Here is a 23,464-nt window from a genome sequence, read left to right as displayed (position 1 = left end):
CGGAACAGTCATGGCCCTCGGCTTCATCAAAAAAGTCTTTTCGTTCGGCAAGGACAAGGCCGAAACGGATAGTCCGGAAAGCGAAGAGGCCGTCTCCCGCCTTGAGGATCGCAGCGCCTTCGAAGAGGCGTTGAGCGAGGCGGAAGCCCATACGCTGCCCGCGCAAGACCCTGTACCCGATGTAGAGATGAAAAGTGCCGCAGGCCCTGTCTCTGACGACGTCGGGCAGGCAAGTGACACCGCTGGAAACGAGGACGAGGAAGCGCCGCTTCTGCCCGGGCCTGAGCTGGTTGGTGATATCGGCATGGTGCCGCTCTCTTTGCTGGAGGCGGAAGCTGAGGCCGGTGAGGACGTGGATGGTGCCGAGCAGGTGGATGCGCAAGCACCGCTGGACGACAATGCTCTGGGCGGCATTCTGGATGAAGCGGAAGCGGCAAGCGGCATTCCGCCGGCTGCGCTTTCACCTGCTGTTCCAGCTGCACTTCCCCCGGCGCTACCAAAAGGCTTTGCCTCTGCGGCCGATCGTGTCGAGCCGGTCGAGGCTGCACCTGAGCTGAAGCTCACCTGGTTCCAGCGCCTGCGCGCCGGTCTCGCACGCACATCTTCGCAGCTGACGAACCAGATTTCGGCGCTCTTCACCAAGCGCAAGCTCGATGAAGACACGCTGGACGAACTTGAAGACCTGCTGATCCAGTCGGACCTTGGCGTCGAGACCGCCATGCGCATCACCGGTGCCTTGTCTTCCGAGCGCTATGGCAAGGATGTCAGCGGCGAAGATGTTGCCAAGATCATGGCAAGCGAGATCACCAAGGTGCTTGAGCCCGTCGCCAAGCCGCTCGAACTCGATCTGTCGCACAAGCCGCATGTCATTCTGGTGGTCGGCGTCAATGGCACCGGCAAGACCACCACCATCGGCAAGCTTGCGGCAAAACTCTCCGGCTCCGGCCTGAAGGTGATGCTGGCCGCGGGCGATACATTCCGTGCGGCTGCCATCGAGCAGCTGAAGATCTGGGCCGATCGCACCGGCTCGGAATTCATCGGTACCAAGCTCGGGGCCGATGCGGCAGGGCTTGCCTATGATGCCTATGAACAGGCACGGGCGAAGAAGAGCGACGTGCTGATCATCGACACGGCAGGCCGTCTGCAGAACAAGACCGAACTGATGGCGGAGCTGGAAAAGATCGTGCGCGTTCTTGCAAAACTCGATCCGGACGCGCCGCACACGGTTCTGCAGACGCTGGATGCGACGACCGGCCAGAATGCCATGAACCAGGTGGAGATATTCCGCAACGTTGCCGGCGTCTCGGGCCTGATTATGACAAAGTTGGATGGCACGGCGCGGGGCGGTATCCTCGTTGCCATCGCTGCCAAGCACAAGCTGCCGGTCTATTTCATCGGCGTTGGCGAAGGCGTGGACGATTTGGAGCCGTTCGAAGCAGAAGATTTCGCCAAGGCGATTGCGGGAGTTTGAGTATGGACGTGGAAAGCAATCAGCGCGAAAGCGAAAAGATGGTGCGTGAGGTCAGCCCGCTTCTGAAGTTCGTTCTGGAACTCGGACCGCTTGTTGTCTTCTTCTTCGCCAACTCCAAGGGCGACTGGCTGGCGGAAAAGCTTCCCGTTCTGCATGAGTTCGGTGGGCCGATCTTCATCGCCACCGGCCTCTTCATGATTGCGACGGCGCTGGCGCTCACCGTCTCCTGGATTCTCACGCGCACATTGCCGATGATGCCGCTGATCTCCGGTCTCGTCGTTCTCGTCTTCGGCGCACTGACGCTCTATTTGCAGAACGACACCTTCATCAAGATGAAGCCCACCATCGTCAATACGCTCTTCGGCGTCATTCTGCTCGGCGGGCTGTTCTTCGGTCAATCGCTTCTCGGCTATGTCTTCAACTCCGCCTTCAAGTTGGATGATGAGGGCTGGCGCAAGCTGACACTCCGCTGGGGCGTATTCTTCCTGTTTCTTGCAGTGCTGAACGAAGTCGTCTGGCGCAATTTCTCGACCGATACATGGGTTGCCTTCAAGGTGTGGGGCACCATGCCGATCACTATCATCTTCACCATGGCGCAGATGCCGCTCGTCATGCGCCACTCGGTCGAGCCCCTGACCAAAGATGATAAATGACCAAGGACGACAAATGACGGTTTCGGTTGTGCCTGCCTCTCGCGCGTCTTCGGTCAAATGGTATTGGATGGCAGCGGGGCTCCTCGTCGCGCAGATCTTTATTCTCTACATGATGGGCCGCGTGCCGATCTGCGAATGTGGCTATGTGAAGCTCTTCGAACCCGGTGTGAACACGCCCGGCAATTCGCAGCACATTGCCGACTGGTACACGCCGTCCCACATCATCCATGGCTTCCTGTTCTATGGGCTCGCATGGCTTCTGTTCCGTAGCAAGCCTCTGTCGTTCCGGCTGTCTCTTGCGGTTCTGGTCGAGGCTGCCTGGGAAATCCTGGAAAACTCGCCGATCATCATTGACCGCTATCGCACTGCCACCATGGCGCTCGGCTATAGCGGCGACAGCATTCTCAATTCGGCGATGGACACGGTCTTCATGATCGTGGGCTTCTTCTTCGCTGCACGCATGCCAGTTTGGCTGACGATCCTGATTGCGATCCTCTTCGAGATCTTTACCGGCTGGCTGATCCGCGACAATCTTACCTTGAATGTGCTGATGCTGGTCTGGCCGGTAGACGCTATCAAGGAGTGGCAAAACGCGCTTCCTGGCGCCTGATCCGGGTTTGTCAGCGTGCGAGCGGGCGCTTTATTAACAAACGCGCCGTATATCTCGATGCCTGTTTTATCATTTCTTCAGAGGCGTCCGTCTTGCAGGACAATTTTGCTTATCTGCTGCCCTTTATCCTGCTCACATTCGGGTTGATCTTTCTTAGCCTCCAGACCGTGGGGTTTCATTCCGGACGCTACTGGGGCATGGGCTTTCTTTCAGCCGCCAGCGGCTTTGCCCTCCCGATGGTGCTGACGGACACGTTTCTGATCACCCAGGCGGTCGTCTCCAACCTGGTGTTCTTCGCGGCTTTCTTCTTTTATGGCCACGCGCTGCTTGTCCATTTTGGCGTGAAGACGCATTGGAGGCTGCGGCTTGCTTTCGCCGCTGCCGGATATTGCGCGGTGTGCTTCTTCATCTTCATCGAGCCGAATTTGAGAAACGAGCTGGCAACGTCCGACACGGGGCTAGCGCTGCTTCTCGCACCATCCATCTTCCTGGCGCGCAGGCAAGCGCGCAACCTCATGGATAAGCTGCTGCTGGTGGCGGTCAGCCTCGTGGTGATGGAGACGATGACGCGGGTGACGCTGTTGTTGACGCAAACCAGCGCCGCGTCGATGGAAAGCCTCGATACCTATCTCTTCTCCGACTACGCCTATATTGCTCAGTTTGCCGCCAGCATTTGCGGATTTCTAATGGCGCTGTCTGTGTTGGCGAGTGGCGCCGCGCGGGTGCTGGATCAGCATCGGCTGCTGGCAGACCAGGATTCGCTGACAGGGCTGTTAAATCGGCGAGGCTTCGATCTGGGCGCGCCGGATTTTCGCGTATCGCCGCTACCTTCCGGTGCCGTGCTGATCTGCGATATCGATCACTTCAAGACGGTCAATGACCGCTTTGGCCATGCAACCGGCGATCGGGTCATCATCGCGCTTGCGTCGCTCCTTAAGGACACGCTGCCTGCCAATGCCAAGATTGCGCGCTTTGGCGGCGAGGAATTCGTTGCTTACGTTCCCGATCTCCCGGCGTCGCAGCTGGCGGTGCTTGCCAATATGGTGCGCAGCGCCTTTGCCGCGCGTAACTGGTCAAACGGGCCGTTTCCGGTTCACATCACCAGCAGCTTCGGCGTATCCGCGATCGCGCTTGGCGACCACTCCATCCATGATGCGATCTCGCGCGCGGATGGCTTCCTCTACAAAGCAAAGCAGGCAGGACGAAATCAGGTAGTTCACGAAGGAGTTGCTGTTGTGAGTGTCACGCCTGCGGCCAGCCTCAAGATCGTTGCGAGCTGACGTTCACCACCGCAGCCATCAATCTCCGGCAGCAGCGCTTTCGATGGCCGGGATGAGTTCTCGTTCGTAGGTCGTCACGTCGATCGGGCCGACCTTCTTGTAGATGATCGTGCCGTCCGGACCGACCAGATAGGTCTCCGGAATACCGTACACGCCCCAGTCAATCGCCGCCCTGCCGTTCGGATCGATACCGATGGCGGCATAAGGGTTGCCGAGTTCGCCGAGAAAACGCACGGCGTTATCGGTCTTGTCCTTGTAATTGATGCCGACAATGTTGAGACGTTTGTCCTTGGACAGCTCCTTCAGCATCGGGTGCTCCTGCCGGCAGGGCACGCACCAGGATGCGAAGACGTTGACCAGCGTCAGCTTGCCGGCAATCGCCGCATCGGTCAGCGCGGGCACATTGGAGCCCTCCAGCGGCGGCAGTGTGAGCGAAGGTGCCTTGGTGCCGATCAGTGCCGAGGGAATAGCGCTGACATCGAGGCCGTTGACGTCCTGCTCATAGAGCATCTTGGCAGCGATGGCGGCAAAGCCGCCAAAGACCAGCAGTGGCAGAAGCGCCAGCACATAGCGCGATCGGCCACGCGATGCGGACGGTGGAGAGGCTTCTTTGTCGCTCATGCCGAAGGCGCCTCGGTTTTGGCCGGACGCGAGCGGCGGCGAATGCCGAGCGCTTCCAGTTCTTTCAATTCTCGCTTTCGGGCGCGCCCATCGAGCCAGACCCAGGCGATCAGGGACAAGACGATCAGGCCGGTGAGGGCGTAGGACATGCCGATGTAAAACGCGTGGGTCATCTCTTACGCTCCTCGTCCAGCCGCACGCGCGGCGAGGCGCCGCTGTGCGGCGATGCGACGGCGCATGATTTCATTGCGCATGGCGGCAAGGTGAAGCGTGAAGAACAGCAGGGTGAAGCCGATTGCCATGGTCAGCAACGGCCAGAGAAATTCCGGGTCGATGGCCGGACCGTCCATGCGCATGACGCTTGCCGGTTGATGCAGCGTGTTCCACCACTCCACCGAAAACTTGATGATCGGGATGTTGACGAAGCCGACGAGGATCAGAACGGCGCTGACACGCGCCGCCTTCGACGGATCGTCCATCGCCTTGTTGAAGGCAATGAGGCCGAGATACATCAGGAACAGAATGAAGACGGAGGTCAGGCGCGCATCCCAGACCCACCACGTGCCCCACATGGGCTTGCCCCAGAGCGAACCGGTGATGAGTGCAATCAGTGTGAAGGCCGCACCGATTGGCGCTGCGGACTTGTGGCTGACATCGGCCAGTGGATGGCGCCAGACCAGCGTGCCGATGGCCGACAGCGCCATCACGGTATAGCACATCATGGAGAGCCAGGCGGCAGGCACATGCACATACATGATGCGCACGGTGTTGCCCTGCTGATAATCGCCCTCCGTCGAGAAGGCGAGATAGAGACCAGCCAGCAGACACAGGGCGGAGAGCCCTGCTAGCCATGGCAGAATGCGCGATGACAGCGCCAAAAACCGGGTGGGATTGGCAAGATCGCTGAACTTGGTGATGGCTAGGCTCGTCTGGGTCATGGCATCTTTCTGGCCGCGGGCAAGGTCCTTTTACAGTGAGGACGAAGCCGCGGCAATTGATCCTTATCAATCCGTGGAGTTGCGCAGTGCCAAAGCGGCAAAGAACGGGCCGACCACCGATGAAAAGAGCGTGATGGCAATCAGGATCATGAAGGGCGGAAGGAATGGGGCGGGATCTTCCACCGCTGCGTAAGACGCGCTGACGCCGAAGATCAGCACGGGGATGGCAAGCGGCAGGACAAGGATAGATACCAGCAGGCCACCGCGCGGCAGGGCAACGGCGACGGCTGCACCCACCGCACCGATAAAGGTGAGGGCAGGGGTTCCGACCAGCAGCGTCAGCATGACGGCACCGATGGCCACCTCTCCCATGTTCATGAACAGGCCCAGCAGCGGCGAAGCGATGACCAGCGGCAGGCCGGTTGCCGTCCAGTGCGCCAGGCATTTGACCAGAACCGTCAGCACCAGCGGATTTTCATGCATCAGGATCAGGTCAAGGGAGCCGTCGTCCCTTTCTGCCTGAAACAGCCGGTCCAGGCCGAGAAGCGCTGCAAGCAGGGCGCCGATCCAGACGATGGCAGGGCCGATGCGGGAAAGGAGATTGAGGTCCGGGCCGACGCCGAAGGGTATGACGGCAACGACCGTCATGAAGAACAGGACGCCGATCAGTGCACCGCCGCCAGCGCGGATGGAGAGCTTGAGGTCTCGCAGGAACAGCGCGATCATCGGGCGGGGTTCCTGCTTCCGGGGCGTTTGCGCTTGAGGGTATGCTCGGTACAGGTGAGGAAGCTCATCAATAAACCTCCTCCACTCCGGCAAACCCAGTCATCCGCAACTCTTTGGCATCCTCCAGTCCAAGCGGCTGGTGCGTTGCCGCGACCACGAGACCACTCCTTGCCAGATGCGCCTTCACCAATCCGGTAAACATGCGGTCCGCCTCTGCATCCAGCGCTGCCGTTGGCTCATCCAAAATCCAGATCGGCTTCCAAGCCACGAGCAGCTTGGCCATGGCAAATCGCCGTTGCTGGCCGGCGGAAAGGTATCCGAAGGGCAGGTGGGTGATACCGGCAAGGCCGACGATCTCGGCAGCGTCTTCGATGGAGGCAGAGGGCACGCCGTTGAAGTCACCGAAGAAACGCTTCCAGAAGGAGAGGTTCTCGTAAACTGTCATTTCCTGTTTCATGGCGTTGCGGTGGCCGAGATAGTGGCTGACTTCAGCGGGCCGTGTGCCCTCTTCAATTCCTTCGCCGGCTATCTTTATGGTCCCGGTCTCGGCAGGCAGCAGGCCTGCAAGGACGCGTAGAAGCGTGGATTTGCCTGACCCGTTGGCGCCGGTGAGAACGAGGGCGACGCCATCCGTTAACTGGAGAGAAACGTTCATGAATATAAAATCTTCGCCCCGTCTGACGCCAAGATTTTCCGCTGTCAGATGCACTGCTCCGCCTCGTTTAAGAATTTCATCATCTCGATCAAAAAAAATCGATTTTAGCCATGAGTTGGTCTGGCACGTTTTGGCGAAATTATCTATATGGGTCTCAACCACGCCAGCGGCCGGCGTGAACATCACCTAGCGCCGGACCTGAATATTGCGGAAGCAATTTTCTCGTGCGGACAGCGGAAATGGTCGTACCCGCATCCTGATGTGCATGATAGTGCATAGGTGTCCGCACGCGCGTGTTGGCTATCAGAATGAACGGGGTTTACTACCGTGGCAAAATCTCTCGACAGTTTCAATTGTCGTTCCGTTCTTACCGTCGACGGTAAGGAATATGTCTATTACAGCCTGCCGAAAGCGGAAGCGAACGGCCTCAAGGGCGTCGCCAATCTCCCCTATTCGATGAAGGTTCTGCTTGAGAACCTGCTGCGCAATGAAGACGGCCGTTCGGTTCGCAAGTCCGATATCGAGGCTGTTGCCGAGTGGCTGAACAACAAGGGTCTGAAGGAAGCGGAAATCGCTTACCGTCCCGCCCGTGTTCTGATGCAGGACTTCACCGGCGTTCCCGCCGTCGTCGATCTCGCAGCCATGCGCGATGGCATCAAGGCTCTCGGCGGCGATCCGGAAAAGATCAACCCGCTCGTTCCCGTCGACCTCGTCATCGACCACTCGGTCATCGTCGACGAGTTCGGCAATCCGAATGCTTTTGCCCGCAACGTCGAGCTCGAATATGAGCGCAACGGCGAGCGCTACCGCTTCCTCAAGTGGGGCCAGCAGGCGTTCAAGAACTTCCGCGTCGTTCCGCCAGGCACCGGCATCTGTCACCAGGTGAACTTCGAATATCTCGGCCAGACTGTCTGGACGAAGGACGAGGATGGCGAGACGATCGCTTATCCGGATACGTGCGTCGGCACCGACAGCCACACGACCATGATCAACGGTCTTGGCGTTCTGGGCTGGGGCGTTGGCGGCATCGAAGCCGAAGCGGCCATGCTCGGCCAGCCGGTTTCGATGCTTCTGCCTGAAGTCATCGGCTTCAAGCTGACGGGCACGCTGAAGGAAGGCGTTACCGCGACCGACCTCGTTCTGACCGTGGTGCAGATGCTGCGCAAGAAGGGCGTCGTGTCCAAGTTTGTCGAATTCTTCGGCCCCGGCCTCGACACACTGCCGGTCGCAGACCGTGCGACGATCGGCAATATGGGTCCGGAATACGGCGCGACCTGCGGCTTCTTCCCTGTCGATACCGCCACCGTTGGCTACCTCAACATGTCCGGCCGCGCGAAGGATCGTATCGCGCTCGTCGAAGCCTATTCCAAGGCGCAGGGCATGTGGCGCGACAATGACGGCTCGCAGCTCGTCTTCACCGACACGCTGGAACTCGACCTCAACGACGTCGTGCCATCCATGGCCGGTCCGAAGCGTCCGGAAGGCCGCCTGCCGCTCGAAACCATTGCTTCGAACTTCGCGACCGCTCTCGAGAACGACTACAAGAAGCCTGGCCAGATCGACACTCGCTATGCGGTGGAAGGCGAAAGCTACGACCTCGGACATGGCGATGTGGCAATTGCCGCCATCACGTCTTGCACCAACACCTCCAACCCGTCGGTGCTGATCGCTGCCGGTCTTCTCGCCCGCAACGCCGTTGCCAAGGGCCTGAAGTCCAAGCCGTGGGTAAAGACATCGCTTGCACCTGGAAGCCAGGTCGTGGCGGAATATCTGGAAAAGGCTGGCCTGCAGAAGGAGCTCGACGCGCTCGGCTTCAACCTCGTCGGCTTCGGCTGCACGACCTGCATCGGCAACTCCGGCCCGCTGCCAGCGCCGATCTCCAAAACCATCAACGACAAGGGTCTGATCACCGCTGGCGTTCTTTCCGGCAACCGTAACTTCGAAGGCCGCATTTCGCCGGACGTCCAGGCGAACTACCTCGCTTCCCCGCCGCTCGTCGTCGCTTATGCGCTGGCCGGCACGGTGCAGAAGGACTTGACGAAGGAGCCGCTCGGTGAAGACCAGAACGGCAACCCGGTCTATCTGAAGGACATCTGGCCGACCTCTGCGGAAGTCCAGGAATTCATCCAGAAATACGTGACCCGTGAACTGTTCGAGACCAAGTACGCGGACGTGTTCAAGGGCGACGAAAACTGGCAGGCCGTTCAGGTTCCTGATGGTCAGACCTATGCCTGGGACGACAACTCCACCTACGTCCAGAACCCGCCTTACTTCGTCGGCATGGGCAAGAAGGGCACTGGTCTCAAGGACATCAAGGGCGCGCGCGTTCTCGGTCTCTTCGGCGACAAGATCACCACCGACCACATCTCTCCGGCCGGTTCGATCAAGGCAGCGTCTCCTGCCGGTGCTTATCTCACCGAAAACGGCGTGGCGGTTGCCGACTTCAACCAGTACGGCACGCGCCGTGGCAACCACGAAGTGATGATGCGCGGCACGTTTGCCAACATCCGCATTCGCAACCACATGCTCGGGCCGAACGGCAAGGAAGGTGGCTACACCATCCACTATCCGTCCAAGGAAGAGATGTCGATCTACGACGCTGCGATGAAGTACAAGGATGAGGGCGTTCCGCTCGTCATCTTCGCCGGTGTCGAGTACGGCAACGGCTCCTCGCGTGACTGGGCGGCAAAGGGCACCAATCTGCTCGGCGTCAAGGCCGTGGTGGCGCAGTCCTTCGAGCGTATTCACCGCTCCAACCTGGTCGGCATGGGCGTCGTGCCCTTCACCTTCCAGGAAGGCACAACTTGGGCAAGCCTGGGTCTGAAGGGCGACGAAACCGTCACCATCGAAGGCCTCGAAGGCGAGATCAAGCCGCGCGAAACCAAGATCGCAAAGATCACCTATTCGGACGGCACAGTGAAGGAAGTTCCGCTGCTTTGCCGCATCGATACGCTGGACGAAGTGACCTACATGGACAATGGCGGCATTCTGCAGACCGTTCTTCGCGATCTGGCAGCCTGATCCATCCGTCAAAGACATCGAACGCCGGGAGCAATCCCGGCGTTTTTTTGTGTCCGATCGGGACGCTCTGCGCATGAGATCATGATTGGGGAATTGCGTGAACGCGACGGCTCGCCATCCAGGTCTTTTGCACCCGCACGGGGCTTGCGATGCTCACCCCATCGTGACTTCCTCTTGAACAGAGTTCGAGGCTATTTTCCGCCTTGCCTCCACACCCAAATTGATTGCATCAATGGTTCGGACCGGCATTCAGACAAGGGTTCATATCATGCCGAATAAAATTGGCCCGCAGCGAAGCGGCACTTTTAGAAATGGGCTTCGCAGCTTCGGCGTTTCCCTGTGCCTTTTCGGCGGGCTTTCTGGCGGTGCAGCTTACGCACAGGACGGGCTGAAAGGCGTGGTCGAACTCTTTACCTCGCAGGGCTGCGCGTCCTGCCCACCGGCGGATGCCAATTTGCGCAAGCTTATCCAGAACGGCGATGTGATTGGCCTGTCCTATCACGTGGACTACTGGAACTATCTCGGCTGGACGGATTCGCTGGCGTCGAAGGAAAACACCGAGCGGCAATATGGCTATGCCCGGGCGCTCGGGCGCAACAATGTCTATACGCCACAGGCCGTGGTCAACGGACGCGACCATGTGAAGGGCGCGGATATCCAGACGATCTACAAGCGGCTCGACGATTTCAATCATGCGGGAGAGGGCCTGAGCGTTCCCGTCAGCACCGAGCGCGTCGGCGACGAGATCGAGATCGACATTGGCGCCGGTGAGGGCAAGGCAGAAGTCGTGGTTGCCTATTTCAACCGCGAGCAGGTCGTGGACGTCCAAAAGGGCGAGAACCAGGGCAAGACCATTTCCTACTGGCACAGTGTCTATGACGTGCAGACGGTGGGCATGTGGGATGGCAAGGCTATGACGGTCAAGCTGCCGGCAAGTGTGATGGCAAAGGCCAAGTCCGGCGGTTGCGCCGTGTTGCTGCAAAAAATGGATGCAGCGGGCAATCCGTCAGCTATCGTCGGCGCGAACGTGCTGATGCATTCTGAGGGGTAAGGCTCTCGGAATAGGTTTCCCCGATCCCCGCGAGGGGGAGATCCGGTCCGGGCATTGGGGGCTGGGGGTAAAGGGTCAATGCACCGGACCGGGTCATCTTGGTGCCTAGGCATCAATTGACGATCGCACTATTCCACCGAATTCGGGCCATGATTTGTTTGAAATTGGGCATTTGAGCCAGTCCGCGTGCCTCATTGGTTACCGATCAAGGTGTCGTTTGCACATCAACGTTGCGGGCTTGCAATTTGTCCAAGCCGGGCACAGACTGTCGCGCAGATGTCATATGCAGTCGAGCGAGGTGCCGGATGACCGATCAGCCGGATTTGCATTACGCGAATTCTCAGACGCGAGAAGGCTCAACCGTCGTTGATCTTCGTGAGTATAAACAAAGCAAGGATCCCTTGCCTGTCACCTTCCACCGCCGGGAATTGGACGCCATTCTGCGCATCTATGGCCGCATGGTGGGCGAGGGCGAGTGGCGCGACTATGCCATCGACCACATGAAGGAAAAGGCGGTGTTCTCCGTCTTCAAGCGCTCCGGCGAAATGCCGCTGTTCAGGATCGAGAAAAACCCGAAGCTAGCTGCCAAGCAGGGCGCTTACTGCGTTATCAACACCGATGGCCGCATTCTCAAGCGTGGGCATGAGTTGCCTCAGGTGCTGAAGGTATTCGACAAGGCTTTGAAGCTGATCGACTAGAGCGCCGTGCGCCTATTGGACGCGCAACGAGCGCTTCGCCGCTTTGAATTGATGTATCGTGCTTTCCGCAGATCGGGTCCGATTTTAGGGCCGGTGCTAAAAAACAGTCAGAAGCGGCGCTTCCTCTGCCTCGTAAGTGGACATGAAAAAGGCGGCCGGTGGCCGCCTTTATGTTTGAGCGCTGTCGCGACCCTTAGTTGTTCCGGTTGCCCAGGAACTGAAGCAGGAACATGAATAGGTTCAGGAAGTCGAGGTAGAGCGTCAGCGCACCCATGATCGCCTTGCGACCGGCTACGAGAACGTCGTCACCTTCGAAGTACATTTCCTTGATCTTCTGCGTATCGTAAGCCGTCAGACCCGCAAAGATCAGGACACCGATTGCAGAGACAGCGAAGCCTAAGCCGTCGGACTTAAGGAAGATGTTGACGATCGACGCGATGATCAGGCCGAACAGGCCCATGATCAGGAACGAGCCCATGGCGGACAGGTCCTTCTTGGTCGTGTAGCCGTAGAGCGACAGCGCGCCGAAAGAAGCAGCCGTAATGAAGAACGTCTGGACGATGCTGGCTTCGGTATATCTCAGGAAGATCGAAGAGATCGAGAGACCGACGAGTGCCGCATAGACCCAGAAGGTCGACTGGGCGGCAGACACGCTCATCTTATGCACGCGGAAGCTCAGGAAGAAAACCAAAGCTAGCGGAGCCAGCATGACGGCCCAGCGAAGCGGGGATGCATAGATCGCGTAGCCCAATTCCGTCAGCATCTTTCCGTTGGGCAAAGTCGCGACAGCCGCAGCTGGATCAGATGTCACAGCGAGGCTAGCAAAACCGAAGGCAGCAACACCGGTAATCACCAGTGCGAGCGCCATAAGGTTGTAGACCTTCACCATGTAGGAGCGAAGACCTTCGTCGATCATCGCACCAGACTGAGCACGGCCCTGGGCCACGCGGTTCTGGTAGTTGTTAAAGTCAGCCATTGTTTCCTCTTTTAGCTCCGAAGTTGCTACGGTGTCGGGATAAGACCGTTACACGGACATTACCCCAGGCGCCGCTGCGGAGCTACAGCAAGCCTACCAGAGAATATGAGACGATGGCGCATTTGTTACAAGAGCGGAGAATGCCGAAAAAACACCGTATGCGCGAAAAGCGATAACGTTTTTGACATCATTACGAAGAATTAATCGTAAAAGTTAAATCGCGCGCAACTTTTCCGATTTCAGCTTCTGCTTTGCATCTAGTGGATTATTCACCCGCCTGGCGCAGCACAGGTGCTGCCTTCTGCCCGAGAATGCGCCATGTGCCGATCAGGCCGATGCCCACCGTCATCAGGAGCGACACGACAAGCGTGCCGATCGCCACATCTGGCAGGAAGCTGGACGGCAGCTTCATGATGCGGGCAATCACGAACCACGCGGAGACACCACCCGCCAGAAGGGCAAAGGTGGCGGTCGCAACGCCGAGGATGATATACTCATAGGAGAAGGCTCGGATTAGCATGGAGCGGGTGCCGCCGAGCGTCTTCAAAATCACCGCATCACGGGTGCGCGCACGGTTCCCCGCCGCCAGAGCACCGGCCAGCACCAGCACGGAGGCAATCAGCGCAACGGCAGCCGCCGCACGGATCGCGGTGGCCAACTGTCCCACCAGCCTGTCGACGATATCGAGCGCATCCTTGACGCGCACGGTGGTGATTGTCGGATAAGCATTGGTGATGCTGCGCAGGATCTCGCCTTCCTTGGCGGGTGTCGCCGAAGGGTCAGCGAGGGTTGCAAGCCAGGCATGCGGTGCGCCGCGGAAGGTGTTGGGCGAAAAGACCATGACAAAATTGATCGACATGGACTGCCATTGCACGTCACGCAGATTGGCGATCCTGGCGGTGATGCTGCGGCCAAGGACGTTGACGGTCACCGTATCGCCGATCTTGAGGCCAAGCTCGCGGGCTTCTTCGGCGGCAAAGGACACCAGCGGCTCGCCGCTATAATCCTTGCCCCACCACGTGCCTTGCCTGAGCTTGGTATTTTCCGGAAGATCTTGAGAATAGGTGATGCCGCGATCGCCGCGCAGAACCCAGCGGCCCGATGGTGGCACCTCGATCTTGGTGACGTCCTGACCGTTGAGCGCCAGGATACGGCCGCGCAGCATTGGGACCTCGGTGAGGGTGCCTTCCGGCGCTTCGCGCTTGACGAGGTCGCGGAAACCGTCGCGCTCGCTTCCCTGGATATCCACGAAGAAGAAATTCGGCGCTTTCTCCGGCAGCGTCGAGGTCAATTCCCGCCGCAGGTTGCCATCGATCAGCGTCAGCGTCACCAGCAGCGTCAGTCCAAGACCGAGCGACAGGACGACAGAAGGGGTGAGTGCGCCGGGTCGGTGAATATTGCCGATCGCAAGCCTGAGAGCTGCGGAATGGACACGTGGGCTGCGTTTCGCCAAGGCTTTGATGCCGGCGGCGACTAGCCGCAAGACGACGAAAGCAAATGCGATGGCGCCAAGGAAGACCGAGGCGATGAAACGATCATCCGCCGTGAAGATCGCAAGGCTTGCAAGCACTGCGAGAAAGACTGCGGTTGCGGCAAGATACGGCCAGGAGGGAAGCCGTCCCTCTTCGAAACCCTGTTCGCGGAAGAGGGCCGTGGCGGGCACTTCACGCGCCTGGCCGAGCGGCACGATGGCGAAAGCAAGCGTGGTCAGCATGCCGAAGACGGCGGCAAGCCAGAGTGCCGATGGGTAGAAGGCAAGCTCTTTTGGCACCGGCAGCACGCCGTCCAGAAAGCGCATGGCGATGAGGGGTGCTACGGCACCGAAGAGTAGTCCAATCAGGATTCCGACGCAGGCAATGAAACCGATCTGGAACAGATAGGTCATCGTCACCACGCTCGCCGGTGCGCCAAGGCATTTCAGCGAGGCAATCGTGGTGCGCTTGGAATCGAGAAAGGCGCGCACGGCATTCGCCACTCCCACACCGCCGACGATCAGCGCAGTGAGGCCAACGAGCGTCAGGAATTGGGAAAAGCGGTTGACGTTTTCGGTGAGTTGCGGCGCGGCGCGGTCGCTGGTGCGAATGGACCAGCCGGCATTGGGAAATTCCTTGTTGGTCGTCTCAATAATCGTTGCGCGCTTGGATTGGTCGGTCAGGCGAACCTTGTAAGCATGCTCGATCAGGCTTCCTGTCTGGATCAGACCGGAGGCGACAAGCGCATCCCGGCTGATGAAAAGGCGGGGCGCGAAGCCGAAGCCGTCGGAAAGCGTGTCCGGCTCGGTCACGATGGTGCCCGTCAGTTTCAGCCTTGCATTGCCAAGAAGCAGGTCGTCGCCGACCTTGATGCCGAGGCGCTCAAGCAGCATCGGCGCCGCGACTGCGCCGAAGCTCTCACCCTGTCTAGCCAGAAGCTCGGGAAGCGGACGTGCCGGTTCGGAAACGAAATCCCCGTAGAGTGGATAGGCACCATCGACGGCCTTCACTTCGGCGAGCGTCTGCTGCGATCCGTCCTCAAGGCGGGCCATAGAGCGCAGACCGTCGGAGACGGCGACCTCGCCGAGACTGTCGATATAAGCGCGTTCGTCTGTATTGGCTTCGCGGTTTCTGAGCTCGAAACGCACATCGCCAGCCAGAATGGACTGACCCTCATCGGCAATGGCGCTGGTCACCGCGCGCGATACGGAATTGACCGCGGCGATCGCCCCGGTGCCAAGCGCAATGCAGGCGAGGAAGATGTAGAAGCCGCCGAACCCCCCACGGATTTCCCGGCGGGCCAGTCTCAATGCGTTTCGGATGTTGGCCACAGAGGGGATCATGCGCTTGCCGCCTGTCTGGCGGCGGTGGAACTGGCGCTGTCCCCTTCGATCTGGCCCGAGCGCACCTTGATCTGACGGGTGCAGCGGGCAGCAAGTGACGGATCATGGGTGACGAGGATCATCGTCATGCCGCGCTCGGCCTGCTTGGAGAAAAGGAGGTCGGCGATCTGCTTGCCGGTATCGGTGTCGAGATTGCCGGTGGGCTCATCCGCAATCAGCACGGCAGGCGAGGGGGCCAGCGCTCTGGCAATCGCCACGCGCTGCTGTTCACCGCCGGACAACTGGCCGGGATAATGGTTGAGACGCTGGCCGAGACCAACGGCCGTGAGCTCTCGCTCGGCGATGTCAAAGGCATTGGGCACATTGGCAAGCTCGAGTGGAACGGCGACATTTTCCAGCGCGGTCATGTTGGCGATCAGGTGGAAGGACTGGAAGACGATGCCGATATTCTTGCCGCGAAAATCGGCCAGCGCGTCCTCTCCAAGTGCGTGGAGATGCGTTCCCGCAATCGTGATCTCGCCGCTATCGAGCCTTTCAAGACCTGCCAGAACCATCAGCAGCGTGGACTTGCCGGAGCCGGAAGGCCCGACAATACCGACGGCTTCGCCTTCTTCGATGGTCAGATCGATGCTCTTCAAAACGTGGACGGAGGCGGCAGCACTGCCAAGAGTGAGATCCGCTTTCTTCAGCTCGATGGTGCTTTTCGCCACGTTTCGCGTTCCTATATATCCAAGAGTGCAGAAGCCTTGCCCGGCTTCACCAATTAGGAAGGCTGGTATGAATTTTAAAGCCGCTGCCGCTCACTTCGTCGTCATTTGTGGAGCGCTCTTTTCATCATCTTACGCGCAGGCTCAAGACAAGCCATTGCAGATCGTCGGCTTTGGCGACAGTCTCATGGCCGGTTATCAGCTGGCGCCAAACGAGAGCTATGCCGCGCAGCTTGAAGCGGCGCTGAAGGCCAAGGGCATGAATGTGGTGGTCACCAATGCCGGCGTTTCGGGAGATACGAGCTCCGCCGGGCTCGCCCGTGCCGAATGGTCGGTCCCGGACGGGACGGACGGCGTAATCCTGGAACTTGGTGCCAACGACGCGCTTCGGGGCATTCCACCGGCCGATACCGAGAAGAACCTCTCAGCCATCATCGAAGGGTTCCAGAAGCGCAAAATTCCGGTCCTGTTGGTGGGCATCATCGTGCCGCCGAATATGGGCGGCGATTACGGCAAGGCGTTCAACCCGATCTATGAGCGCCTGGCGCAGAAGTATCAGCTGCCGCTCTATCCGTTCTTCCTGGATGGTGTGGTGCTCGATCAGAGCCTGCAACTGGAAGACAGAATGCATCCCAATGCCAAGGGTGTGGCGGTGATGGTGGAGAAGTCTCTGCCAGCCGTCGAGGCCTTTGTTAAGACTATCAGTGCGCAAAAAAAATAAGCACTTGCGCAGCCAAGCGTTGCATGATTCGCTGTTCTTGTTCTGCCAAAAGATTCGGGGAGCTCGCCATGCCGAGACTGTTTACCGCCCTCGAAATTCCGCGCAACGCGGCGATGAGCCTTTCATTGTTGCGCGGTGGTCTACCGGGAGCCCGGTGGATTGACGTGGAGAATTATCACATCACCTTGCGCTTTATCGGGGATATAGACGGCCGCACTGCCGATGAGGTGGTCGACCGGCTGGATCGCATCGAGCGTGAGGAATTTCAGATCAACCTGACGGGCATCGGTTCCTTCGGATCGAAGAAGCCGCACTCCATCTGGGCCGGGGTGTCTCCTTCCCCGGAAATGGTCGCTCTCCAAGCAGAAATCGAGCGCATTTGCCAGAGACTCGGCCTGCCGCCGGATCCGCGAAAGTTCACGCCGCATGTCACGCTAGCAAGGCTTCGCAATTCGAGGCTCGACGATGTGGTCCATTATCTTTCGGGCCGCGGGGATTTTCGCACCTCCACCTTCACCGTCGGGCGCTTCGTCCTGATGTCTTCGAAGGAGTCGGTTGGCGGTGGCCCTTACATCGTCGAAGAGGCTTTTCCATTGTATGAAAGTCGTTCGGGCGGCATCTATGCCGATGCCGGCCTGCTTCCGGAAAAGACGCTGTTCTGAAACGTGTCTTGGAAACGGCCGATCATAGCATCGCCTGGCTGCCGGCTTGGTCGTGCGCCATTATCAGACGGTGGTCTGTGGGCCCCGAGTGAACCAAAGTGCATGCATTTCCGTTGAATCCCGGGCGAAACAGGAATGCGAGGGGAGGGTTCGTCGTGACCTATGCGAAGCTTGAAACGGACGCGGTGCTGACGGCGCTTGAGGAGATTGACGGTTGGTCACTGCGCGAAGATGGTTTGGCGATCGTCAAGGCATACAAATTCGCCAGTTTCGCCGAGGCTTTCGGCTTCATGGCGGAATGCGCGCTCGTGGCAGAGAAGCTCAATCACCATCCGGAGTGGTCGAATGTCTATTCGCGGGTGAAGGTCTGTCTCACCACGCATGATTCCCAGGGGATCACCGAGCGTGACATCCTGCTGGCCAAGGCGATGGAGAAGGCGGCTGCCGGGCGCGGCAATTGAACGCTGCACCAGCTTTCCTATATCATGGCCATGACCAAAGGAAACTCGACCATGGATGACGTCAAGATCGGTGAAATCCTGCTTCCCGGTGATCCCGACACGCAGAGAGAGCGCGAACAGACGGTGCGCTCCAAGTTCTGGCCCAAGATGAAGCGGGTCGTCAGCAAGGTGCCTTTTGCGAGAGACGCGGCGGCTGCCTATTATTGCGCGGTCGATCCGGGAACGCCGCTTCGTGCCAAGGGTATTCTTCTTGCCGCGCTTGGCTATTTCATCATGCCCATCGATGTTGTGCCGGATATGTTGGCGGTCATCGGCTTCACCGATGACATCGCCGTTTTGACCGCAGCGCTCGCCATGATCCGTGCCCATATCAAAATGGAGCACTACGACGCTGCGGATGCGGCGCTGGAGAAGATGCGCGAAGAGTAACGGCCCTGTGATGCGCCGTTAGCAACGCTTCCAAATCCTGACAAATTCTTGCCTGAATTGGCGTGTCATAGCTGTGGATGTGGCGCTGTCTCGCGTCGCCTGGAGCATCTTCTTGCATGCGTCAGGACGTTCTGACGCATGTGCTTTGTCCAAGCTTTCGTAAGCTTCGGTAGGGCAGGCTTCTCAGGGCGCGCGGGAAGTATCCGAACTGTAACACCGCGATACAATTCTCACCTTTTAACGATGGCGTTGACGGTTTGGTAACCGTTCCTTAGCCAAAATAAAGATGACGGCCTTCACCTAGCACCGGCCCGGCCTAGCCGTTCGGGCAACTGGAAGACAATAAACCCGGCAGGAAATTCAATGTTTGTAAGAAGTGTAGCAACCGCAGCCGCCATTTTGCTGACCAGTGTCAGCATTGCCTCTGCACAGTCGCCCACGCGCATCCAGCAGTTCAACGCTTGGGGTGCCTATTCGTACAAATCGGGTAAAAGCACCGTTTGCTATGTTCTGTCCGTCCCAACCGCCAAGGAGCCGGCGAGCGTCGACCATGGCGATATCTTTTTCATCGTGTCGCAGCGCCCTGGCCAGAACATCTCCTATGAGCCGCAGGCTATGGTGGGCTATCCTTTGAAGGAAGGCTCCAAGGTCAATGTGACGATCGATGCCAAGAACTTCGTCATGTTCACAAAGGACAAGGCGGCTTGGGTCGAGAACGCCGCTGAAGAGCCGGCACTTGTTGCAGCCATGAAGACGGGCAAGAGCATGACCGTCAAGGCGACGTCGGGTCGTGGCACGGCAACCTCCTATTCCTATTCGCTCTCCGGCATCTCTGCTGCGCTGAAGCAGATCGAAAGCTGCAAGTAAGCAAACGTCGAAGATCAAGTCTGATGGCCGGTCTCTTGACCGGCCATTTGCGTTTTGGCCGGTTTGATGCTAGATGCGCCCCCAACACGAATGCTGGCGACACCATGATGATCGCCGCAGTTTTGGATTTCTCGACATGCAGATGACGTTCCGCCGTTTCGACAGGTCGGTTTCGCTCGTGCATTGGATGATGGGATAGGACGATGTCCACTTTGGAAGCTACACCCGGTCTTGCAGTCAAAGCGCCTCTGGTCGCCAACAGCGATCTCATGTCGGACAAGCCGTCGCTCATCGGCATGACGCGCGAAGAGATGGCCGACGCGCTGATGGAGATCGGCGTACCGCAAAAGCAGGTCAAGATGCGTGTCAGCCAGTTGTGGAACTGGCTTTACGTGCGCGGCGTCTCCGATTTCGACAACATGACCAATGTCGCGAAAGACCTCCGCGAGACGCTGAAGGCGAAGTTTACCATTGCCCGGCCCGAGATCGTCGAAGAGCAGATTTCCAATGACGGCACGCGCAAGTGGCTGATGCGTTTTCCCCCGCGTGGTGCCGGTCGTCCGGTGGAAATCGAAACCGTCTATATTCCTGAAGAAGGCCGTGGCACGCTGTGCATCTCCAGCCAGGTCGGCTGTTCGCTCACCTGTTCCTTCTGCCACACCGGCACGCAGCGTCTGGTGCGTAATCTGACGGCCGAGGAAATTCTGTCGCAGCTTCTGCTTGCGCGTGATCGTCTGGGCGATTTCCCGGATGGCTCAACGCCGGTCGGCGCCTATGTTCCGAGCGAGGGCCGCAAGGTGTCCAACATCGTGATGATGGGCATGGGCGAGCCGCTTTATAATTTCGAGCATGTGAAGACCGCACTTTTGATCGCCACCGATGGCGACGGCCTGTCGCTGTCCAAGCGCCGCGTGACACTTTCCACCTCCGGGGTCGTGCCGGAAATCTTCCGCACCGGCGACGAGATCGGCGTGATGCTGGCAATCTCCCTGCATGCCGTGCGCGACGAACTGCGCGACATGCTGGTGCCGATCAACAAGAAGTATCCGCTGAAGGAACTGATCGAAGCCTGCCGCAACTATCCGGGTCTTTCCAATGCGCGCCGTATCACCTTCGAATATGTGATGCTGAAGGACGTCAATGACAGCCTGGAAGATGCCAAGATGCTGATCCAGCTTCTTAAGGGGGTTCCAGCCAAGATCAACCTCATCCCCTTCAACCCATGGCCCGGCACCAACTACCAGTGCTCGGACTGGGCGCAGATCGAGAAGTTCGCCGACTTCATCAACCAGGCCGGCTACGCCTCACCGATCCGCACGCCGCGTGGGCGCGATATTCTGGCAGCCTGCGGCCAACTGAAGTCGGAATCGGAACGCATGCGCAAGACCGAGCGCCTGGCGTTTGAAGCGATGATGATTGCCAATCATGGGGCTGACGACTGATTCTACGGTGTCGTCGCTCCGAGAGCAGCTTCAGTCTTGAGCTTCTCCGGTACAGGTCTGTGGCGACGCTCTTTCCGACGTCACGCCTGAAGCCAGATCATCTCCCGCTGTCACCGGCAGCTTTTACCTTATCCGCTGTGTTCCGCTGGCGATTGCAGCTTGCTCGGCACGGGGTTCGTCCATAACTCATCCAGCTTAGCAAACATTTGCTTGGCAAAATCGTCTTCCAAGAGGGCAAGTGCGGATGTTGCCACTGGTTCTATGGTAAACCGTTCTGGATAGCCCAGCGCTGAAAGGCGTTGAGAACAGGAGGGATGAGAGGACAGTTCGTCGACCTCCATCGACCATGCGTGGCGCGCATAGATGTTTAACAGCTCACTCATATTGAGCATAGACACCGCGTTCAAAAGGCGTTTCGTGGGCGAAATGACAGTTGGCATCGTATCCGTGCGTTCTTTCCGCAACGACTCGTAAAATGTTTGCTCCAGAAATATGGCGGACGCATCGACCAGAAGCAGGGCGCGAGCGGCCTCTTCGCCGTGACCACCATTCGCCGCTTCAAGATCGGCCTTAATCTCGGCGTCTCGAGATAGGCGCATCTTCTCAAGCTCAAATGATGGTGAGAGTGCTTTCCATAAGGAGTACAGCAGGTGTCCGGTGATTGATTTCTCCGGTGAAGCGAAGTCGAAGACGATGTTGAGGCTTTCTTCGAGTTCTGCCAGACGGAGCTTTCCATTCACATCCTCGTTCAGCACGTGGCCATTCTCATGCATGAGAATGGCGAACATCGCTTCTTTATCTGTGACTGCCAGCAAAGGAATGCCGACATTCAGCTGGTAATGCTGGCGAAATCCAAACAGAGCACGATGCATCCTGATGCTAACATTCAACGCGTCACTCAGTGTAATAGTGGTTTTCCTGGCTGTGGCCTTTCCGGCGACAGCTTCCCACATGGACCATAGTCCAGGGGCTTGGGCTCGACTGATCCCATTGACCTTTTCACTCGATAGATTTGTAAAGAATATGCCCTTCAACAAAGCGATCGTGATGTCTACCGTCCACAAGGCAAAGCCGATCAGAACAAAAAGCCAGATGAAGTGCTGATCCAACAAAAAGAACAACAGGCTCATGATGAGCGCCAGCAGCGCGATCAGAGCTAGTAAAATAAATCGCCCGAAACGGCGACCGGCAGCCAGAATAATCTTTGCCAAATTAGGCCTCACTCAAAGGCTGACGCCACCAATCGCGCAGGATGGTTTCCTGAACATTCCGATGACATTTCCTAGCCACCGTCTCAAGACCCTCATTCCTGTGACTTTGGTGATCTATCCAGGATAGTGCATGCCGACAAAGGCGTAAGGCGTCCTGTTCGCTGCAGGTTTGAGTGCTTATTGCAAGAACAAACCTCCATAGCGACGGCGGAAATCTTGTTCTACGTCAAGCGGTTGTGGGCGCTGGGCTTCGGAGTATCAGGGTTGCGCGGTATAGACCGCATTTGCGAGTAGAGGATCGGCAGTTTCGTTCCATTCTTCGACGGACTTATAAACCTCAGCAGCTTTTGATTGAACCTTACCCCTCCACCCAATCAAATATTTGATCGCTCCGATCTCTCCCGCGCGATTGATTTCGGCTTAACCCTTTCTTAAAGAGAGCGGGAAAAGCAAAATAATCGGAGGAATACCCTATGCGCGCACTTATTCTGGCGCTCGCCGCCGCCACGGCTCTCGTCCTACCTGCCAAAGCGGAAGACGTGACCGTTGCCGTGACTGCCATCGTCGAACATCCTGCCCTCGATGCCGCACGTGATGGTGTGAAGGCCGCGCTTGCCGAAGCTGGCTATAAGGAAGGCGAAAACCTGAAGTTCGTCTACCAGTCCGCGCAGGGCAACCCAGGTACCGCCGCGCAGATCGCCCGTCAGTTTGTTGGCGACGCGCCGAATGTCATCGTGCCGATCTCCACGCCGTCTGCTCAGGCCGTCGTTGCTGCAACGCGCGATATTCCGGTTGTTTTCACCGCCGTTTCCGATCCGGTCGGCGCGCAACTGATCAAGTCGATGGAAAAGCCCGGCCGCAACGTGACGGGTCTTTCGGACGCGCTTCCCGTCAACGAGCATCTGGCTCTGGTCAAGGAAATCGTGCCGTCTGCCAAGACGATCGGCTACATCTACAACTCGGCCGAGGCCAACTCTGTCTCGACGCTCGCTCTGTTGAAGGAAGCAGCGGCAAAGGCCGGTCTGACGGTTGTCGAATCCGTCGCCACCAAGTCCTCCGAAGTTCAGGGCGCGACCCGCGCATTGGTCGGCAAGGCGGATGTGATCTACGTTCCGACCGACAACACCATCGTTTCCGCCTTCGAGGCGGCTGCCGGTGTTGCGGCTGAGGCGAAGATCCCGCTCTTTGCTGCCGATACGGATTCCGTGGCACGTGGCGCTATCGCAGCGCTCGGCTTCAACTATTTCGATGTGGGCAAGCAGACGGGTGCTGTCGTTGTGCGTATCCTGAAGGGTGAGAAGCCTGGCGATATTGCGGCAACTACAGCTGTCGGCACCGACCTCGTTCTCAACAAGAAAGCCGCTGAAAAGATTGGCGTGACCTTCCCTGAGAGCGTCGTGAAGCGCGCTACGAAGGTGATCGAGTAAGGTCTCCTCGTCCGCCTCGCGC

The 23,464-nt window shown here is 58.5% G+C and carries 23 protein-coding genes; 14 read left to right on the top strand and 9 right to left on the bottom strand.

The features are described from left to right. Positions 1 to 10: 10 nt before the first annotated feature. The 4 genes from ftsY to ACQZ5M_RS12285 all read left to right on the top strand — a co-directional run bounded on the left by ftsY (position 11) and on the right by ACQZ5M_RS12285 (position 4,014). Positions 11 to 1,471, top strand: coding sequence for a signal recognition particle-docking protein FtsY (gene ftsY, locus ACQZ5M_RS12300; protein WP_449079883.1), 1,461 nt, complete (start codon positions 11 to 13; stop codon positions 1,469 to 1,471). Positions 1,472 to 1,473: 2 nt separating this feature from the next. Then, positions 1,474 to 2,124 carry a septation protein A gene (locus tag ACQZ5M_RS12295; protein ID WP_296020528.1) on the top strand — a complete coding sequence of 217 codons (651 nt, stop codon included), beginning with the start codon at positions 1,474 to 1,476 and terminating at the stop codon, positions 2,122 to 2,124. A gap of 13 nt (positions 2,125 to 2,137) precedes the next feature. Continuing rightward, complete coding sequence (locus ACQZ5M_RS12290) at positions 2,138 to 2,734, top strand: DUF2585 domain-containing protein (protein ID WP_296074707.1); 597 nt, start codon at positions 2,138 to 2,140, stop codon at positions 2,732 to 2,734. A gap of 92 nt (positions 2,735 to 2,826) precedes the next feature. Next, entirely contained in the window at positions 2,827 to 4,014 is a 1,188-nt protein-coding gene (locus tag ACQZ5M_RS12285; RefSeq protein WP_449079882.1) for a GGDEF domain-containing protein, read from the top strand. A gap of 18 nt (positions 4,015 to 4,032) precedes the next feature. Here ACQZ5M_RS12285 and ACQZ5M_RS12280 read toward each other — a convergent pair whose 3' ends face one another. The 5 genes from ACQZ5M_RS12280 to ccmA form a co-directional block, all read right to left on the bottom strand. Beyond that, positions 4,033 to 4,635 (bottom strand): DsbE family thiol:disulfide interchange protein, encoded by a 603-nt coding sequence (locus tag ACQZ5M_RS12280; RefSeq protein WP_296039739.1) that lies wholly within the window; start codon positions 4,633 to 4,635, stop codon positions 4,033 to 4,035. Continuing rightward, complete coding sequence (ccmD, locus tag ACQZ5M_RS12275) at positions 4,632 to 4,808, bottom strand: heme exporter protein CcmD (protein ID WP_296039737.1); 177 nt, start codon at positions 4,806 to 4,808, stop codon at positions 4,632 to 4,634. The genes ACQZ5M_RS12280 and ccmD overlap by 4 nt, the downstream gene beginning before the upstream one ends. 3 nt (positions 4,809 to 4,811) lie before the next feature. After that, a complete protein-coding gene (locus ACQZ5M_RS12270) occupies positions 4,812 to 5,573 on the bottom strand; it encodes a heme ABC transporter permease (RefSeq protein ID WP_296020516.1) in 762 nt (253 codons plus the stop codon). A 66-nt stretch (positions 5,574 to 5,639) separates the two neighbouring features. After that, complete coding sequence (gene ccmB / locus ACQZ5M_RS12265; RefSeq protein ID WP_296020514.1) at positions 5,640 to 6,299, bottom strand: heme exporter protein CcmB; 660 nt, start codon at positions 6,297 to 6,299, stop codon at positions 5,640 to 5,642. 67 nt (positions 6,300 to 6,366) lie between these two features. Further along, entirely contained in the window at positions 6,367 to 7,008 is a 642-nt protein-coding gene (gene ccmA / locus ACQZ5M_RS12260; RefSeq protein WP_296074717.1) for a heme ABC exporter ATP-binding protein CcmA, read from the bottom strand. Positions 7,009 to 7,281: 273 nt separating this feature from the next. On the opposite strand from ccmA, the gene acnA reads away from it, so the two are divergent. The 3 genes from acnA to ACQZ5M_RS12245 all read left to right on the top strand — a co-directional run bounded on the left by acnA (position 7,282) and on the right by ACQZ5M_RS12245 (position 11,724). Next, a complete protein-coding gene (gene acnA / locus ACQZ5M_RS12255) occupies positions 7,282 to 9,975 on the top strand; it encodes an aconitate hydratase AcnA (RefSeq protein WP_296039731.1) in 2,694 nt (897 codons plus the stop codon). Between the two features lie 268 nt (positions 9,976 to 10,243). Then, positions 10,244 to 11,026, top strand: coding sequence for a DUF1223 domain-containing protein (locus tag ACQZ5M_RS12250; protein WP_296020507.1), 783 nt, complete (start codon positions 10,244 to 10,246; stop codon positions 11,024 to 11,026). Positions 11,027 to 11,331: 305 nt separating this feature from the next. Next, a complete protein-coding gene (locus ACQZ5M_RS12245) occupies positions 11,332 to 11,724 on the top strand; it encodes a DUF2794 domain-containing protein (protein WP_296020505.1) in 393 nt (130 codons plus the stop codon). A gap of 193 nt (positions 11,725 to 11,917) precedes the next feature. Here ACQZ5M_RS12245 and ACQZ5M_RS12240 read toward each other — a convergent pair whose 3' ends face one another. The 3 genes from ACQZ5M_RS12240 to ACQZ5M_RS12230 form a co-directional block, all read right to left on the bottom strand. Then, positions 11,918 to 12,700 carry a Bax inhibitor-1/YccA family protein gene (locus ACQZ5M_RS12240; RefSeq protein WP_296020503.1) on the bottom strand — a complete coding sequence of 261 codons (783 nt, stop codon included), beginning with the start codon at positions 12,698 to 12,700 and terminating at the stop codon, positions 11,918 to 11,920. A 265-nt stretch (positions 12,701 to 12,965) separates the two neighbouring features. Then, positions 12,966 to 15,515, bottom strand: a complete 2,550-nt coding sequence (locus ACQZ5M_RS12235) for an ABC transporter permease (protein WP_296074727.1) — start codon at positions 15,513 to 15,515, stop codon at positions 12,966 to 12,968. After that, positions 15,512 to 16,225, bottom strand: a complete 714-nt coding sequence (locus ACQZ5M_RS12230) for an ABC transporter ATP-binding protein (protein ID WP_296074730.1) — start codon at positions 16,223 to 16,225, stop codon at positions 15,512 to 15,514. The genes ACQZ5M_RS12235 and ACQZ5M_RS12230 overlap by 4 nt, the downstream gene beginning before the upstream one ends. A 67-nt stretch (positions 16,226 to 16,292) precedes the next feature. Here ACQZ5M_RS12230 and ACQZ5M_RS12225 point away from each other — a divergent pair, with 67 nt between their 5' ends. From ACQZ5M_RS12225 to rlmN, 6 genes are all read left to right on the top strand, one after another. After that, positions 16,293 to 16,943 (top strand): arylesterase, encoded by a 651-nt coding sequence (locus ACQZ5M_RS12225; protein WP_296074731.1) that lies wholly within the window; start codon positions 16,293 to 16,295, stop codon positions 16,941 to 16,943. A 68-nt stretch (positions 16,944 to 17,011) separates the two neighbouring features. Beyond that, positions 17,012 to 17,605 (top strand): RNA 2',3'-cyclic phosphodiesterase, encoded by a 594-nt coding sequence (thpR, locus tag ACQZ5M_RS12220; protein WP_296020490.1) that lies wholly within the window; start codon positions 17,012 to 17,014, stop codon positions 17,603 to 17,605. Positions 17,606 to 17,760: 155 nt separating this feature from the next. Beyond that, positions 17,761 to 18,066, top strand: a complete 306-nt coding sequence (locus tag ACQZ5M_RS12215) for a 4a-hydroxytetrahydrobiopterin dehydratase (protein WP_112519409.1) — start codon at positions 17,761 to 17,763, stop codon at positions 18,064 to 18,066. 51 nt (positions 18,067 to 18,117) lie between these two features. Beyond that, the gene (locus ACQZ5M_RS12210) at positions 18,118 to 18,495 is read left to right on the top strand and encodes a YkvA family protein (protein ID WP_296020487.1); all 378 of its coding nucleotides are present in this window, start codon (positions 18,118 to 18,120) and stop codon (positions 18,493 to 18,495) included. Between the two features lie 363 nt (positions 18,496 to 18,858). After that, positions 18,859 to 19,362 carry an invasion associated locus B family protein gene (locus tag ACQZ5M_RS12205; RefSeq protein WP_112519410.1) on the top strand — a complete coding sequence of 168 codons (504 nt, stop codon included), beginning with the start codon at positions 18,859 to 18,861 and terminating at the stop codon, positions 19,360 to 19,362. 269 nt (positions 19,363 to 19,631) lie between these two features. Beyond that, positions 19,632 to 20,804, top strand: coding sequence for a 23S rRNA (adenine(2503)-C(2))-methyltransferase RlmN (gene rlmN / locus ACQZ5M_RS12200; RefSeq protein ID WP_296074735.1), 1,173 nt, complete (start codon positions 19,632 to 19,634; stop codon positions 20,802 to 20,804). Positions 20,805 to 20,932: 128 nt separating this feature from the next. On the opposite strand, the gene ACQZ5M_RS12195 is transcribed toward rlmN, so the two are convergent. After that, positions 20,933 to 22,015: a M48 family metalloprotease gene (locus ACQZ5M_RS12195; RefSeq protein ID WP_449079881.1), complete on the bottom strand. Its 1,083-nt coding sequence runs from the start codon at positions 22,013 to 22,015 to the stop codon at positions 20,933 to 20,935. 473 nt (positions 22,016 to 22,488) lie between these two features. On the opposite strand from ACQZ5M_RS12195, the gene ACQZ5M_RS12190 reads away from it, so the two are divergent. Beyond that, positions 22,489 to 23,442, top strand: a complete 954-nt coding sequence (locus tag ACQZ5M_RS12190; protein WP_296075042.1) for an ABC transporter substrate-binding protein — start codon at positions 22,489 to 22,491, stop codon at positions 23,440 to 23,442. Positions 23,443 to 23,464 lie beyond the last annotated feature (22 nt).

Source organism: Rhizobium sp. 22-785-1, assembly GCF_053521965.1.
This window is presented reverse-complemented; position numbering and strand designations above follow the sequence as displayed.

Bases quoted from the DNA above. Each gene is read 5' to 3' on its own strand.
- ftsY (WP_449079883.1), top strand. From the start codon at position 11: ATGGCCCTCGGCTTCATCAAAAAAGTCTTTTCGTTCGGCAAGGACAAG.
- ACQZ5M_RS12295 (WP_296020528.1), top strand. From the start codon at position 1,474: ATGGACGTGGAAAGCAATCAGCGCGAAAGCGAAAAGATGGTGCGTGAG.
- ACQZ5M_RS12290 (WP_296074707.1), top strand. From the start codon at position 2,138: ATGACGGTTTCGGTTGTGCCTGCCTCTCGCGCGTCTTCGGTCAAATGG.
- ACQZ5M_RS12280 (WP_296039739.1), bottom strand. From the start codon at position 4,635: ATGAGCGACAAAGAAGCCTCTCCACCGTCCGCATCGCGTGGCCGATCG.
- ccmD (WP_296039737.1), bottom strand. From the start codon at position 4,808: ATGACCCACGCGTTTTACATCGGCATGTCCTACGCCCTCACCGGCCTG.
- ACQZ5M_RS12270 (WP_296020516.1), bottom strand. From the start codon at position 5,573: ATGACCCAGACGAGCCTAGCCATCACCAAGTTCAGCGATCTTGCCAAT.
- ccmB (WP_296020514.1), bottom strand. From the start codon at position 6,299: ATGATCGCGCTGTTCCTGCGAGACCTCAAGCTCTCCATCCGCGCTGGC.
- ACQZ5M_RS12250 (WP_296020507.1), top strand. From the start codon at position 10,244: ATGCCGAATAAAATTGGCCCGCAGCGAAGCGGCACTTTTAGAAATGGG.
- ACQZ5M_RS12245 (WP_296020505.1), top strand. From the start codon at position 11,332: ATGACCGATCAGCCGGATTTGCATTACGCGAATTCTCAGACGCGAGAA.
- ACQZ5M_RS12240 (WP_296020503.1), bottom strand. From the start codon at position 12,700: ATGGCTGACTTTAACAACTACCAGAACCGCGTGGCCCAGGGCCGTGCT.
- ACQZ5M_RS12235 (WP_296074727.1), bottom strand. From the start codon at position 15,515: ATGATCCCCTCTGTGGCCAACATCCGAAACGCATTGAGACTGGCCCGC.
- ACQZ5M_RS12225 (WP_296074731.1), top strand. From the start codon at position 16,293: ATGAATTTTAAAGCCGCTGCCGCTCACTTCGTCGTCATTTGTGGAGCG.
- thpR (WP_296020490.1), top strand. From the start codon at position 17,012: ATGCCGAGACTGTTTACCGCCCTCGAAATTCCGCGCAACGCGGCGATG.
- ACQZ5M_RS12210 (WP_296020487.1), top strand. From the start codon at position 18,118: ATGGATGACGTCAAGATCGGTGAAATCCTGCTTCCCGGTGATCCCGAC.
- ACQZ5M_RS12205 (WP_112519410.1), top strand. From the start codon at position 18,859: ATGTTTGTAAGAAGTGTAGCAACCGCAGCCGCCATTTTGCTGACCAGT.
- rlmN (WP_296074735.1), top strand. From the start codon at position 19,632: ATGTCGGACAAGCCGTCGCTCATCGGCATGACGCGCGAAGAGATGGCC.
- ACQZ5M_RS12190 (WP_296075042.1), top strand. From the start codon at position 22,489: ATGCGCGCACTTATTCTGGCGCTCGCCGCCGCCACGGCTCTCGTCCTA.